This window comes from Intrasporangium chromatireducens Q5-1 (genome assembly GCF_000576575.1).
Lineage (GTDB): Bacteria > Actinomycetota > Actinomycetes > Actinomycetales > Dermatophilaceae > Intrasporangium_A > Intrasporangium_A chromatireducens.
In genome coordinates, this window is the sequence record NZ_AWQS01000106.1 from 1 (window position 1) to 13770 (window position 13770).

At 71.7% G+C, this 13770-nt stretch carries 13 protein-coding genes; 10 read left to right on the forward strand and 3 right to left on the reverse strand.

The features are described from left to right. Positions 1 to 68: 68 nt before the first annotated feature. From N864_RS12905 to N864_RS12950, 10 genes are all read left to right on the forward strand, one after another. Positions 69 to 353 (forward strand): Rieske (2Fe-2S) protein, encoded by a 285-nt coding sequence (locus N864_RS12905; protein ID WP_081793788.1) that lies wholly within the window; start codon positions 69 to 71, stop codon positions 351 to 353. Positions 354 to 394: 41 nt separating this feature from the next. Then, positions 395 to 2413, forward strand: coding sequence for an excinuclease ABC subunit UvrC (gene uvrC / locus N864_RS12910; protein ID WP_034717376.1), 2019 nt, complete (start codon positions 395 to 397; stop codon positions 2411 to 2413). Beyond that, positions 2410 to 3321 (forward strand): RNase adapter RapZ, encoded by a 912-nt coding sequence (rapZ, locus tag N864_RS12915; protein ID WP_034717378.1) that lies wholly within the window; start codon positions 2410 to 2412, stop codon positions 3319 to 3321. The genes uvrC and rapZ overlap by 4 nt, the downstream gene beginning before the upstream one ends. Then, entirely contained in the window at positions 3318 to 4343 is a 1026-nt protein-coding gene (locus N864_RS12920) for a gluconeogenesis factor YvcK family protein (RefSeq protein ID WP_081793790.1), read from the forward strand. Before rapZ ends, N864_RS12920 begins: the two co-directional genes overlap by 4 nt. A gap of 34 nt (positions 4344 to 4377) precedes the next feature. Next, positions 4378 to 5358 carry a DNA-binding protein WhiA gene (whiA, locus tag N864_RS12925; RefSeq protein ID WP_034717380.1) on the forward strand — a complete coding sequence of 327 codons (981 nt, stop codon included), beginning with the start codon at positions 4378 to 4380 and terminating at the stop codon, positions 5356 to 5358. A 134-nt stretch (positions 5359 to 5492) separates the two neighbouring features. Further along, on the forward strand, positions 5493 to 6497 hold the full coding sequence (gene gap / locus N864_RS12930; protein ID WP_034717382.1) for a type I glyceraldehyde-3-phosphate dehydrogenase: 1005 nt from the start codon (positions 5493 to 5495) through the stop codon (positions 6495 to 6497). Between the two features lie 26 nt (positions 6498 to 6523). Next, complete coding sequence (locus N864_RS12935) at positions 6524 to 7732, forward strand: phosphoglycerate kinase (protein ID WP_034717383.1); 1209 nt, start codon at positions 6524 to 6526, stop codon at positions 7730 to 7732. Continuing rightward, positions 7732 to 8544, forward strand: a complete 813-nt coding sequence (gene tpiA, locus N864_RS12940; protein WP_034717385.1) for a triose-phosphate isomerase — start codon at positions 7732 to 7734, stop codon at positions 8542 to 8544. The genes N864_RS12935 and tpiA overlap by 1 nt, the downstream gene beginning before the upstream one ends. A 71-nt stretch (positions 8545 to 8615) precedes the next feature. Further along, positions 8616 to 8861, forward strand: a complete 246-nt coding sequence (gene secG / locus N864_RS12945) for a preprotein translocase subunit SecG (protein ID WP_034717398.1) — start codon at positions 8616 to 8618, stop codon at positions 8859 to 8861. Positions 8862 to 8876: 15 nt separating this feature from the next. Beyond that, a complete protein-coding gene (locus N864_RS12950; protein ID WP_081793792.1) occupies positions 8877 to 9227 on the forward strand; it encodes an RNA polymerase-binding protein RbpA in 351 nt (116 codons plus the stop codon). Between the two features lie 92 nt (positions 9228 to 9319). Here N864_RS12950 and N864_RS12955 read toward each other — a convergent pair whose 3' ends face one another. The 3 genes from N864_RS12955 to N864_RS12965 are packed head-to-tail and all read right to left on the reverse strand — an operon-like array spanning position 9320 to position 13694. Next, positions 9320 to 10519 carry a glucose-6-phosphate dehydrogenase assembly protein OpcA gene (locus N864_RS12955; RefSeq protein ID WP_034717389.1) on the reverse strand — a complete coding sequence of 400 codons (1200 nt, stop codon included), beginning with the start codon at positions 10517 to 10519 and terminating at the stop codon, positions 9320 to 9322. After that, a complete protein-coding gene (gene zwf / locus N864_RS12960; protein ID WP_034717391.1) occupies positions 10516 to 12057 on the reverse strand; it encodes a glucose-6-phosphate dehydrogenase in 1542 nt (513 codons plus the stop codon). Before zwf ends, N864_RS12955 begins: the two co-directional genes overlap by 4 nt. Next, positions 12054 to 13694 carry a glucose-6-phosphate isomerase gene (locus N864_RS12965; protein ID WP_034717393.1) on the reverse strand — a complete coding sequence of 547 codons (1641 nt, stop codon included), beginning with the start codon at positions 13692 to 13694 and terminating at the stop codon, positions 12054 to 12056. The genes zwf and N864_RS12965 overlap by 4 nt, the downstream gene beginning before the upstream one ends. Positions 13695 to 13770 lie beyond the last annotated feature (76 nt).

Consider the following 13770-nt stretch of genomic DNA (forward strand, 5'->3'; position numbering starts at 1 on the left):
CGGCATGCGGCACCTCGGGACCAGCGACCCCGACCCAGCAGGGAGCCGGCGGTCCCAGCCCGAGCCCGGTGAGCGGCATACCCACGTCTGACGTGCCCGTCGACGGCGGCAAGGTCATCGTCGACGCCCGCGTCGTGATCACCCAGCCCGCGCAGGGCACCTTCAAGGCGTTCACCGCGATCTGCCCGCACGCGGGCTGCGAGGTCACCGACATCGTCCAGAACGTCATCTACTGCCCGTGCCACGGCAGCACCTTCGACGCCTCGACGGGCGCTCGCATCGCCGGCCCCACCCCGACGGGGCTCACGCCGCTGAGCGTCACCGTGTCCGGAGGGACGATCTCGGTCCGCTGACGCGTGCGGGGCGTGTCGCCCCGCCCTCCTAGAGTGGGGGTGTGCCGGACCCGTCGACCTACCGTCCCAAGCCCGGGGAGATCCCGGTCGACCCCGGCGTCTACCGCTTCCGCGACCAGCACGGCCGGGTCATCTACGTCGGCAAGGCGAAGTCGCTGCGCCCCCGGCTGTCGTCCTACTTCCAGGACATCACCGCGCTGCACCCGCGCACGGCCACGATGGTCACGACCGCGGCGTCCGTCGAGTGGACCGTGGTGCGCACCGAGGTGGAGGCGCTCGCGCTCGAGTACTCGTGGATCAAGGAGTTCGACCCGCGGTTCAACGTCAAGTACCGCGACGACAAGTCGTATCCGTTCCTCGCCGTGACGATGGGGGAGGAGTTCCCGCGGGCGCAGGTCATGCGGGGGGCGAAGCGCAAGGGCACCCGCTACTTCGGTCCCTACGGGCACGCCTGGGCGATCCGCGAGACGCTCGACCTGCTGCTCCGCGTCTTCCCGGTCCGCACCTGCTCGAGCGGGGTCTTCCGGCGCGCCCACGCGAGCGGCCGGCCCTGCCTGCTCGGCTACATCGACAAGTGCGCCGCGCCCTGTGTCGGGCGCGTCACGCCCGACGAGCACCGGGCGATCGCGGAGGAGTTCTGCGAGTTCATGTCCGGCAACACGAGCCGCTTCGTCAGGCGCCTCGAGGGCCGGATGCGCGAGGCGGCCGCGGAGCTCGACTTCGAGCAGGCCGCCCGCCTCCGCGACGACGTCGCGGCGCTCACCAAGGCACTGGAGAAGCAGACCGTCGTGCTCGGTGACGCGACCGACGCCGACGTCTTCGGAATCGCCGACGACCCGCTCGAGGCGGCCGTGCAGGTCTTCCACGTCCGCGGCGGCCGGATCCGGGGTCAGCGCGGCTGGGTGGTCGAGAAGGAGAGCGAGGACCTTCCGACTCTCGTCGGCCACCTGCTCCAGCAGGTCTACGGCGACGCCGACACCGTGCCGAAGGAGGTCCTCCTGCCCGTCCTCCCCGAGGACGACGACGCGGCGCGCGAGTGGCTGTCCGGGCTGCGCGGCTCCACCGTCGACCTCCGCGTTCCACAGCGCGGCGACAAGAAGACCCTCATGGAGACCGTGACCCGCAACGCCCAGCAGTCCCTCGCGCGCCACAAGGTCGCCCGAGCGGGCGACCTCACCCTGCGCAGTCGCGCCCTGCAGGAGCTGCAGGAGGCCCTCGACCTCGACGAGGCGCCGCTGCGGATCGAGTGCTACGACGTCAGCCACGTGCAGGGCACCAACGTCGTTGCGAGCATGGTCGTCTTCGAGGACGGGCTGCCCCGCAAGAGCGAGTACCGCCGCTTCATCGTCCGCGGTGCCCTCGGCGACCCCGTCGACGGGCCGACCACCATCGACGACACCGCGGCGATGCGGGAGGTGCTCGGCCGCCGGTTCCGGCGCTACCTCGAGGAGGCGGAGGGCGCCGGCGACCTCGACCTGCAGGCCGCGGACTCCGACGGGAGGCGCGACCGTGACGAGGTCGAGCACGAGCCGAACGGCGGCCCCATCGACCCCGAGACCGGCCGCCCGCGCCGCTTCGCCTACCCCCCGAGCCTCGTCGTCGTCGACGGCGGCCTGCCGCAGGTCAACGCCGCACAGGCCGTCCTCGACGACCTCGGCATCGAGGAGGTCGCCCTCGTGGGTCTCGCCAAGCGCCTCGAGGAGGTGTGGGTGCCGGGCCAGGACTACCCTGTCATCCTGCCTCGCACGAGCGAGGGTCTCTACCTGCTGCAGCGACTCCGCGACGAGGCGCACCGCTTCGCGATCACGTTCCACCGGCAGCGGCGGTCGAAGGCGATGACGAGTTCCGCGCTCGACGGCATCCCGGGCTTGGGACCGGGACGGCAGAAGGCCCTGCTCCGCCACTTCGGCTCGGTCAAACGGCTGCGCGAGGCGAGCGTCACCGACATCATGTCGGTGCGCGGCATCGGCCCGGCCCTCGCCGAGACCGTCTCCGCCCATCTCGCCGGCGCCACGCCAGAGCCCGCCGTCAACCTCACCACGGGAGAAGTCCTCGAATGACCGCATCGAGCAGTCCCACGTACGTCGCCCTCTCCGAGTCACCCATCGTCATCGTCACGGGGATGAGCGGCGCCGGACGCACCACCGCGGCCAACGTCCTCGAGGACCTCGGGTGGCTCGTCGTCGACAACCTCCCACCCCAGATGCTTTCCGGCCTGGCCGACCTCCGCGACCAGGCGATCGCCCGCAACCCGGAGGCCGCCCTGCGCAAGGTGGCCGTCGTCGTCGACGTCCGCTCCCGGCTCTGGTTCAACGAGCTCGCCGCCGCGATCGACGGGATGAAGTCGCATGGCGAGGAGCCTCGTCTCGTCTTCCTCGACGCGACCGACGAGGCGCTCGTCCGTCGCTTCGAGAGCGTCCGCCGTCCGCACCCCCTGCAGGCGGACGGTCGGCTGCTCGACGGGATCCAGCGGGAGCGGGCCATGCTCGTCGAGCTGCGGTCGGCCGCCGACGTCGTCATCGACAGTTCGGGGCTCAACGTCCACCAGCTCTCGGCCAAGGTCAACTCGCTCTTCTCCGGTGACGAGTCGGCCCAGCTGCGCATCGCGGTGATGTCGTTCGGCTTCAAGTACGGCCTGCCGATGGACGCCGACATCGTCCTCGACATGCGGTTCCTGCCCAACCCGCACTGGATCCCCGACCTGCGGCCGCTCACCGGGCGGGACGAGCGGGTGTCCGGCTTCGTCATGGAGCAGGAGGGGGCACGCGAGTTCCTCGACCGGGTGCAGGCGCTCCTCGAGACGATGTCGGGCGGCTACATCCGCGAGGGACGCCGGTACATCACGGTGGCCGTCGGCTGCACCGGCGGCAAGCACCGGTCCGTCGCGATGGCCGAGGCGCTCGCCGACCGCCTCGACGCGGAGCTCGTCGACACGTTCGTCGTCCACCGGGACCTGGGCCGGGAATGACCGGGCCGACGACGGGCCCGTTGCGGCCCAGTGCGGCCGGAGGCCCCGCTCTCGGGCCGCTGGGTCGGCTCACCCCCACGCCCACGCACCAGCGTCACGTCGTCGCGCTCGGGGGAGGGCATGGCCTCTCCGCGACTCTCTCCGCACTCCGGCTCCTGACCGACAACGTCACGGCCATCGTCACGGTCGCCGACGACGGCGGCTCGAGCGGTCGGCTGCGCCGCGACTTCAACGTCCTGCCCCCCGGCGACCTGAGGATGGCGCTCGCCGCGCTCTGCGACGACTCGGAGTGGGGCCACACGTGGCGCGACGTGCTCCAGCACCGGTTCGCCGGGGACGGCGACCTCGAGGGGCACGCCCTCGGCAACCTGATGATCGTCTCGCTCTGGGAGCTGCTCGGCGACACCGTCGGCGGGCTCGACCTCGTCGGCCGGCTCCTCGGGGCCCGGGGGAGGGTGCTGCCGATGGCCGCCGAGCCCCTCGAGATCATCGCGGAGATCGCCGGGCACGACCCGGTCCGCCCCGACGAGGTCGTAGAGGTCCACGGCCAGCACCTCGTCGCGTCCTCGCCCGGCCGCGTGCTGTCGATCGGCATCCTCCCGACGTGTCCCAAGCCGTGCGAGCCCGCGCTCCAGGCCGTCGCCGATGCCGACTGGGTCGTCCTCGGTCCCGGGTCGTGGTTCACGTCGGTCATGCCGCACCTGCTCGTGCCCGACCTCGCCGATGCCCTCACCGGCACGCCCGCCCGGAAGCTGCTCAACCTCAACCTCGAGGTGGACCGCGGGGAGACCCGCGACTTCCGCGCCGAGGACCACCTCGCCTCACTCGCGGCGAATGCACCAGACCTGACCCTCGACGTCGTGCTCGCCGACCCGTCCGCCGTCGTCGACGCAGCCTCCCTCCGCTCCGCAGCCGAGGACCTGGGAGCGGAGCTGGTCGTGAGCCCCGTTGCGGTGACCGGCAATCCGGGTGTCCACGACCCGCTGCGACTGGCGGCCGCACTTCGGGACGTCATCGGTTGAGGATTCCGTCCGGCCCAGTGGCAGGATGTCCCGCATGGCCATGACAGCGAAGGTGAAGGACGAGCTCTCGCGACTGGACGTCACGAAGACCTGCTGTCGCAAGGCCGAGGTCGCGACGATGCTCCGCTTCGCGGGCGGTCTGCACCTCATCGGGGGCCAGATCGTCGTCGAGGCCGAGCTCGACACCGCCAGCGCCGCACGGCGGCTGCGCCGCAGCCTCGCCGAGGTGTACGGCCACAAGAGCGACGTCCTCGTGCTCGCCGCCGGCGGCCTGCGCCGCGGCTCCCGCTACGTCGTCCGCGTCGTCGAGGACGGGTCCGCGTTGGCCCGGCAGACCGGGCTCATCGACAGCCGTGGCCGTCCCGTCCGCGGCCTTCCCCCGAGGATCGTCAGCGCCTCGACGTGCGACTCCGAGGCGGCGTGGCGCGGAGCCTTCCTTGCGCACGGTTCACTGACGGAGCCCGGCCGGTCCTCGGCGATGGAGGTGACCTGTCCCGGTCCCGAGGCGGCCCTCGCGCTGGTGGGCGCCGGTCGCCGACTTGGTGTCCAGGCGAAGGCGCGCGAGGTCCGCGGGGTGGACCGGGTGGTCATCCGCGACGGCGACGCGATCGGGGCCATGCTGACGCGGCTCGGCGCGCATGACGCGGTGCTCGCTTGGGAGGAGCGCCGGATGCGCCGCGAGGTGCGGGCGACGGCGAACCGCCTTGCCAACTTCGACGACGCCAACCTGCGTCGCTCCGCCCGCGCTGCGGTCGCCGCGGGTGCACGGGTGGAACGCGCCATGGAGATCCTCGGCGACGAGATCCCGGACCACCTGCGGCAGGCGGGGGTGCTGCGCCTCGAGCACAAGCAGGCCAGCCTCGAGGAGCTGGGCCAGCTCGCGGACCCGCCGATGACCAAGGACGCCGTCGCCGGCCGGATCCGGCGCCTGCTGGCCATGGCCGACCGGCGGGCGGAGGAGCTCGGCGTCCCGGGCACCGACGCGAACCTCACCCCGGACATGCTCGACTCCTGACCACGTCCACCGCTGTCGGCCCGCTCACAACGGTCCCGACCGGGCACGGCGCGCGTCGCCCCAGGCACTAGGGTTGGCCGTGGGGCCTTCGGGTCCGCACAACCACGCAGTCCATCCCTGAGAGGTTGAGAGCAGTGACAGTTCGAGTTGGCATCAACGGCTTCGGCCGCATCGGTCGCAACTTCTACCGGGCCGCAAAGGCATCGGGAGCCGACATCGACGTCGTCGCCTTCAACGACCTCGGCGACGACGGCACGCAGGCCCACCTGCTGAAGTACGACTCGATCCTCGGGCGCTTCCCCGGCGAGGTCCGCGTCGTCGAGGGCGGCATCGAGGTCGACGGCGAGGTCATCACCTCCCTCGCCGAGAAGGACCCGGCCAACCTGCCGTGGGGCGACCTCGGGGTCGACGTGGTCATCGAGTCCACCGGCTTCTTCACCGACGCGACCAAGGCCAAGGCGCACATCGACGCCGGCGCCAAGAAGGTCATCATCTCCGCCCCGGCCAAGAACGAGGACATCACCATCGTCATGGGCGTCAACGACGACCAGTACGACGGGGCCAAGCACACCATCATCAGCAACGCGTCGTGCACGACGAACTGCCTCGCCCCGATGGCCAAGGCCCTCAACGACGGACTCGGCATCGTGCGTGGCCTCATGACCACGATCCATGCCTACACGCAGGACCAGAACCTGCAGGACGGGCCGCACAAGGACCTGCGCCGGGCCCGCGCCGCCGCCCTCAACATCGTGCCGACGACGACGGGCGCGGCCAAGGCCGTGTCCCTCGTGCTGCCGGAGCTCAAGGGCAAGCTGGACGGCTACGCCCTCCGCGTCCCGGTCCCCACCGGCTCGGCGACCGACCTGACCTTCGAGGCGCCGCGGGAGACCTCCGTCGAGGAGGTCAACGAGATCATGCGCGCCGCCGCCGACGGGCCGCTCAAGGGCTACCTCGTCTACACCGAGGACCCGATCGTCTCGAGCGACATCGTCACGGACCCGGCCTCGTGCATCTTCGACTCCGGCCTGACGAAGGTCATCGGCAACCAGGTCAAGGTCGTCGGCTGGTACGACAACGAGTGGGGCTACTCCAACCGCCTCGTCGACCTCGTCCAGCTCGTCGGCCAGAGCCTCTGAGCCCCGCCGCCGACCGAAGGGACGACGTGAAGACGATCGCCGACCTCGGGGACCTGCGCGGCCAGCGCGTCCTCGTCCGCTCTGACCTCAACGTCCCCCTGGACGGGACGACCATCACCGACGACGGTCGGATCCGGGCGTCCGCCCCGACGATCCTCATGCTGAGCGAGATGGGCGCCAGGGTCATCGTCTGCGCCCACCTCGGCCGGCCCAAGGGCAAGCCCGACCCGGCCTACTCGCTCGCCCCCGTGGCCAAGCGGCTCGGCCAGGTGCTGCAGAAGCCCGTCGTCTTCGCGGACGACACGGTCGGGCCGGCGGCCCGCGCCGCCGTCGACGCGATGCCCGAGGGCGGCGTCGTCCTGCTCGAGAACCTCCGGTTCAACCCGGGGGAGACGGCGAAGACCGACGAGGAGCGGGCCGAGTTCGCCGGCCAGCTCGCCTCGCTCGCCGACGTCTTCGTCTCCGACGGCTTCGGCGTCGTGCACCGGGAGCAGGCCTCCGTCTATGACGTCGCCAAGCTGCTCCCGCACGCCACGGGCGGGCTCGTCGAGGCCGAGGTCAACGTTCTGCGCCGGCTGACCGCCGACCCGGACCGCCCCTACGCCGTGGTCCTCGGCGGCGCGAAGGTCTCCGACAAGCTCGGCGTCATCGGCAACCTCCTCGGCACCGCCGACCGTCTCCTCATCGGAGGCGGCATGGTCTTCACCTTCCTCAAGGCCAAGGGACTCGAGGTCGGCAAGAGCCTGCTCGAGCAGGACCAGGTCGACACCGTACGCGGCTACCTCGAGGAGGCCAACGCGAAGGGCGTCGAGATCGTCCTGCCGGTCGACATCGTCGTCGCCGACGCGTTCAGCGCCGACGCCCACCACGAGGTCGTCCCCGTCGACCGGATCCCGCCCGACCAGATGGGACTCGACATCGGGCCCGACTCCGCGAAGCTGTTCGCCGAGCAGCTCGCCGACTGCCGCACCGTCTTCTGGAACGGCCCCATGGGCGCCTTCGAGATGGCGCCGTTCGCGGCCGGAACCAAGGCGATTGCACAGGCCCTCGCCGACGTGACCGCCACCGGGGCACTCACCGTCGTCGGTGGCGGCGACAGCGCCGCGGCCGTGCGCCAGCTCGGCTTCGCCGACACCGACTTCGGGCACATCTCGACGGGCGGGGGAGCGAGCCTCGAGTACCTCGAGGGCAAACGGCTGCCCGGCCTGCAGGTCCTCGAGGACGGGTACGCGTGATGGCGCGCGCCACCACCCCGGCCGGGCGGGTCCCGCTCATGGCGGGCAACTGGAAGATGAACCTCGACCACCTCCAGGCGACCCACCTCGTGCAGAAGCTCGACTGGACGCTGCGCGACGCCAAGCACGACTACGCGGCCGTCGAGGTGGCCGTGCTGCCACCGTTCACCGACCTGCGCTCGGTCCAGACGCTCGTCGAGGGCGACAAGCTCGGGCTGCGCTACGGCGCTCAGGACCTGTCCCCACACGCGTCCGGCGCCTACACCGGGGACATCTCGGGAGCGTTCCTCCGCAAGCTCGGCTGCACCTACGTCGTCGTGGGGCACAGTGAGCGCCGCGAGGGCCATCACGAGACCGACGAGGTCGTCGCGGCCAAGGTTCGCGCGGCCTACACCCACGAGCTGACGCCGATCCTCTGCTGCGGCGAGGACCTCACCGTTCGTCAGGCAGGTGGCCAGGTCGCCCACGTCACCGGCCAGCTGCGGGTCGCCCTCGACGGGCTGCCTCCGGAGCAGGCCGCCTCGATCGTCATCGCCTACGAGCCGATCTGGGCGATCGGCACAGGCGAGGTCGCGACGCCCGACGACGCGCAGGAGGTCTGCGGGGCGATCCGTGCCCTCCTCGCCGAGCTGTACACACCGGAGCTCGCCAACGGCGTCCGCATCCTCTACGGCGGTAGCGTCAAGTCCGGCAACGTGGCGGCGATCATGGCCCAGGACGACGTCGACGGCGCGCTCGTCGGAGGCGCCTCGCTCGACCCCGTCGAGTTCGCGTCCATCTGCCGCTACCGCGATCACGTGACCGCGAGCTGACTGCGGGCAGGTATCCTGTCGGAGTGCTCGGCTGTCACCGGGCGGTGATCGATCGAGATGGAGTGACGCTGGTGGATGCGGTTCGCATCGTGCTCCAGGTCCTGCTGGTGATCTCCAGCATGGTCCTGACGCTGTTCATCCTGCTGCACAAGGGCAAGGGCGGCGGCCTGTCCGACATGTTCGGCGGCGGAATGTCGACGTCCTTGGGTGGGTCGTCGGTCGCCGAGCGCAACCTGGACCGCTTCACGGTCGCCATCGCGGTCATCTGGGCCGTGGCGATCGTCGGTCTGGGCCTGTTGGCGCGGTTCGCGAGCTGAGAGAGGGACGAGAGAATGGCGAGTGGTAACGCGATCCGAGGCAGTCGCGTCGGAGCCGGCCCGATGGGTGAGGCCGAGCGCGGCGAGGCAGCGCCCCGGGTCCACATCTCCTACTGGTGCTCCAACGGGCACGAGACACGGCCCAGCTTCGCGGAGGAGCCCGGCATGGTGCTGCCCGAGCAGTGGGACTGCCCGCGTTGCGGTTTCCCGGCCGGCCAGGACCGGGACAACCCGCCCGCACCGCCGAAGGTGGAGCCCTACAAGACGCACCTCGCCTACGTGAAGGAGCGCCGCAGCGACGCCGATGGCGCCGCGATCCTCGACGAGGCGCTGTCCTCGCTGCGCGAGCGCGGCCTCATCCAGTGACCCTACGGGGCCCCGCCCCGTCGTGACGTATGCCGCTGAGCGGAGGCCCGCTCAGCGGCATACGTCGTCCTGGGGCTCGGCCGGAGCGCTCCTCAGCCCTTGGGAGCCTTCTGCTGCGCGGCCCGGCGGGCCGTCCTCGCGGTGCCCGCCTCCTTGGCCCGCTGCTTCTCGCGTGGCGTCCGCTCGCCGGCGAGCTTGCGCGCGGTGGCGGAGTGGACCTGCTCCGCGTCGGCCTCGGTCGGTGCCGGGGGAGCGGAGATCATCGCGGAGGCCTCCTCAGCCGCGTCGTCGCGGGCGAGCCGCGCCGCGAGCCGGCGGGAGGCGGCGAGGTCGGGAGCGACGCCGGAACGGGCCGCCTCGTCGGCACTGAGGCGGGCGGGGGGAAGGTGCGCCAGCCCCTCGAGGAGGGCCTCGGCGTAGGTGTCATCGGGGTCGAGCCGGCGCAGCTCGTCGGCGAGGCACTCGGCCTCACCGCGACGCGGGAGGGCGATGCGGCGGTCCGGCTGGCCCGGCTGCGAGAGCGTCGCGACCTCCTCGCCCGGCCGGACGAGGTCGATCGGACCGCTCTTGCGCTCGAGCCGGACGGCGCTGATACCCGACCCGCGCGGCGTCGAGACCCGACGGATCGGCACGCCGAGCCGGGTGGAGAGCCAGGCAGCGAGCAGCTCGGTCGAGGGGGAGTCGGGGGCCCCCGCGACGACGCCGGCGGTGACGGGCTCGTAGGGCGGCTGGTCGAGCGCCGCGGCGAGCAGGCCCCGCCAGCGCGTCAGTCTCGTCCACGAGACGTCCGTGTCCCCGGGCGCGTAGGTCTGCGCGCGCCGCTTGAGGATGTGCTTGGGGTTGCGGTGCTCGGCGGCGTCGGTGATCCGACGTTGCGCCATGCGGCCGATCGGGTCCTTCGCGACGTCGGGCGGTGCCTCGCCGGGCCACCACGCGACGATGGGGGAGTCCGGCAGCAGCAGCGGCACGACGACGCTCGGCCCGTGGTTCGCGAGCGGCCCGTAGAGGCGCAGGACGACGATCTCGCTCGCGCCGGCGTCGCCACCGAGGCGGATCTGGGCGTCGAGGCGTTTGCGCCCCCGGCGGTCGCCGGCGATGACGACGATGATCCGGCAGGGGTGCTGTCGGCTCGCCTGGTTGGCGACCTCGATGGCCTCGCTGGCGTCGGTGTCGTCGATGACGACGACCAAGGTCAGGACCCGGCCCAGGGCCATCGCGCCGACGTCGTTGCGCAGCCGGACGAGCGTCTTGCTGACGCCGGTCGTGGTGGTGTCGGTCAGGTCTCGGATCACGGCAGCCTCCAGCTCCGTCCGTCGCGCTCGAGGATGGCGTGGGCGGAGTCGGGCCCCCACCAGCCGGGCAGGTACTGCTCAGGTGCCCCGGTCCGCTCCCAGTGGCGCAGCAACGGGTCGACGATCCGCCACGACAGCTCGACCTCCTCGTGGCGGGGGAAGAGGGGCGGGTCACCGAGCAGGACGTCGAGGATGAGCCGTTCGTAGGCCTCCGGTGACGCCTCCGTGAAGGCGTTGCCGTAGCCGAAGTCCATCGTCACGTCGCGGATGTCCATCTGCCCGCCCGGCACCTTGGAGCCGAACCGGAGGGTGATGCCCTCGTCCGGCTGGATCCGGATGACGATCGCGTTCTGCCCAAGCTCCTCCGTGGCGGTGTGCTCGAACGGCAGGTGCGGGGCCCGCTTGAACATCACGGCGATCTCGGTGACGCGTTTGCCGAGCCGCTTGCCGGTCCGGAGGTAGAACGGCACTCCGGCCCACCGGCGCGTGTCGACCTCGAGCTTGACGGCAGCGAAGGTCTCGGTGCGCGAACCGTCCGCGACGCCGTCCTCCTCGAGGTAGCCCACGACCTCGTCGGCTCCCTGCCAGCCGCCGGTGTACTGCCCCCGTGCCGCGACCTGGTCGAAGTCGCCGGCGATGCGGACCGCGGAGAGCACCTTCTCCTTCTCCCCGCGCAGGTCGCGGGCCTCGAACGAGACGGGCTCCTCCATCGCGGTCAGCGCGAGCAACTGGAGCAGGTGGTTCTGCAGGACGTCGCGCGCGGCGCCGATGCCGTCGTAGTAGCCGGCCCGGCCACCGATGCCGATGTCCTCGGCCATCGTGATCTGGACGTGGTCGACGTAGTTGGCGTTCCAGACCGGCTCGAACAGCTGGTTCGCGAACCGCACGGCGAGCAGGTTCTGGACGGTCTCCTTGCCGAGATAGTGGTCGATCCGGAAGACCGAGTCGGGCGGGAAGACGCCCTCGACGATGTCGTTGAGCTCCTGCGCGCTCTTGAGGTCGTGCCCGAACGGCTTCTCGATGATGACCCGGCGCCAGCTGTCGCCCTCGGCCTTCGTGAGGCCGCACCGTTCGAGCTGCTCGCAGACCTGCGCGAAGAAGCTCGGCGGGATCGACAGGTAGAAGGCGTGGTTGCCGCCGGTGCCGCGCTCCCGGTCGAGGTCGGCGACCGTCTCGGCGAGCAGGTCGAAGGCTGCCGGGTCGTCGAAGGTGCCCGGCACGAACCGGAACCCCTCGGACAGGTTGCGCCACACGTCCTCGGAGAACGGGGTCCGGGCGTGCTGGCGCACCGCGTCGTGCACGACCTGGCCGAAGTCCTGGTTGGCCCAGTCACGCCGAGCGAACCCGACGAGGGAGAACCCCGGCGGCAACAGTCCCCGGTTGGCAAGGTCGTAGATCGCCGGCATGAGCTTCTTGCGGGCCAGGTCGCCCGTCACCCCGAACAGGACGAGGCCACACGGTCCGGCGATGCGGGGGAGCCGCTTGTCCTGGGGGTCGCGGAGCGGGTTGACCCCGTTGGCAACCCTGGCCGGCGTCATGCGCCCCCTCCGGCTGGGCCGAGGGCACTGCGGACCTGGGCCAGACCTGCGTCGTGGTCGGTCAGGTGCAGTCGGAGCACCGGCCGGCCGTGGTCGGCGAGGACCGCCGCGTCACCGGCGGCCTGGGCGGCGATGAACTGGCCGAAGGTGAAGTCGCGGCCCGGCACGTCGAGGTCCTCACCGGGCTCGGTGGTGACCTGGACGTAGACGCCGACGGCCGGACCGCCCTTGTGGAACTGACCGGTCGAGTGGAGGAAGCGGGGCCCCCAGCCGAAGGTGGTGGGTCGCCCGGTGCGCTCGGCGATCGAACGTCGGCACTCGGCCAGGTCGGCGTCCTCGAGCCGGTCGAGGTAGGCCATGATCGCGACATAGCCCTTCGTGCCGTCGAGCTGCTCGAGCAGCGCGGTGACGGCCCCGTCGACGGTCGTGGCACCGCGCAGCCAGTCGCCGCCGAGGTCGCGGATCTCCACGGCGCCGTCCGTGGCGGCGGGCGCGGACTGGGAGCCAGCGCCCTGGCCCAGCAGGTCGCGGGCGGCCTGCTTGGCGCTCTCGACGTCAGGCTGGTCGAACGGGTTGATGCCGAGCAGCCGCCCGGCGACCGCCGTGGCGACCTCCCAGAGGAGCAGCTGGGCGCCGAGCGAGCCCGCAATGCGGACCTCCGAGCCGCTCTCGTCGGTCTGCGGCCGGGTCTCGTCCTCCACCGGGACGAGCCGGGCGACCGTCACGTCGCTCAGTCGGGCGGCGACCTCGGGGGCGCTGTCGTCGGAGACGACGACGGGCAGCAGACCGGTGCCGAGCTTGCCGGTCGACTCGGCGATGAGCTGCTCCGCCCAGTCGGGAAACCCGACGATGCCGGAGCCTTCGTCCAGAAGGACGACCTTGTCGCGCAGCGGCTCGGTGCCGGCCAGGGCTGCGCCGAGGCGCAGTCCGGGGTTGCCCTCGTCGTCGGAGGCGAGCACGTCGGCGACGGATTCCGCGTCATCGAGCAGCGCCTCGATGTCGACGCCGGCGAGACCGCTGGGCACGAGGCCGAAGGCGGTCAGCGCCGAGTAGCGGCCGCCGACGTTCGGATCGGCATTGACGACGTGGTACCCGGCTTCGCGGGCCTCACGGTCGAGCGGGCTGCCCGGGTCGGTCACGACGACGATGCGTTCAGCCGGGTCGATCCCAGCGTCGCGGAACGCCTGCTCGTAGGCGCGGCGCTGCGAGTCGGTCTCGACCGTGGATCCCGACTTCGACGACACGACGACGATGGTCCGGTCGAGCCGGTCCTCGATCGCCGAGCGCACGTAGTCGGGCTCCGAGGAGTCGAGGACGAACAGCTCCTTGCCGGCGGTCGCGCAGATGACTTCCGGCGCGAGGGACGAGCCGCCCATGCCGCACAGGACGACATGGTCGAGGCCGCGACCGGTCAGGGTGTCGCGCAGCGCCGCGATCTCGCCGACCAGCGGCCGTGACGAGCGGGGGAGACCCACCCAGGACAGGCGCTTGCCGGCCTCCGACTCGGCGTCGTGGCCCCACAGCGTCGCGTCCTGCTCGAAGAGCCGGCTGGCGAATGCGTCGCCGACGAGCTCGGGGACGTGTCGGGAGATCGCGTCCGCCGCAGCGCCGGCGGCCGTGACGGACAGGCTGCTCATGCCCGCTGCCGCGCCGCTTCCCGCTGCTCCGGGCCTCGCCCGTTCCTCGCTCACTGGTTTACCTTCCTTGTGTCGG

What these genes read in the sequence shown, in the direction of transcription:
- N864_RS12920 (WP_081793790.1), top strand. Translation starts at nt 3,318, where the DNA reads ATGACCGGGCCGACGACGGGCCCGTTGCGGCCCAGTGCGGCCGGAGGC.
- whiA (WP_034717380.1), top strand. Translation starts at nt 4,378, where the DNA reads ATGGCCATGACAGCGAAGGTGAAGGACGAGCTCTCGCGACTGGACGTC.
- rapZ (WP_034717378.1), top strand. Translation starts at nt 2,410, where the DNA reads ATGACCGCATCGAGCAGTCCCACGTACGTCGCCCTCTCCGAGTCACCC.
- N864_RS12965 (WP_034717393.1), bottom strand. Translation starts at nt 13,694, where the DNA reads ATGAGCAGCCTGTCCGTCACGGCCGCCGGCGCTGCGGCGGACGCGATC.
- N864_RS12950 (WP_081793792.1), top strand. Translation starts at nt 8,877, where the DNA reads ATGGCGAGTGGTAACGCGATCCGAGGCAGTCGCGTCGGAGCCGGCCCG.
- tpiA (WP_034717385.1), top strand. Translation starts at nt 7,732, where the DNA reads ATGGCGCGCGCCACCACCCCGGCCGGGCGGGTCCCGCTCATGGCGGGC.
- zwf (WP_034717391.1), bottom strand. Translation starts at nt 12,057, where the DNA reads ATGACGCCGGCCAGGGTTGCCAACGGGGTCAACCCGCTCCGCGACCCC.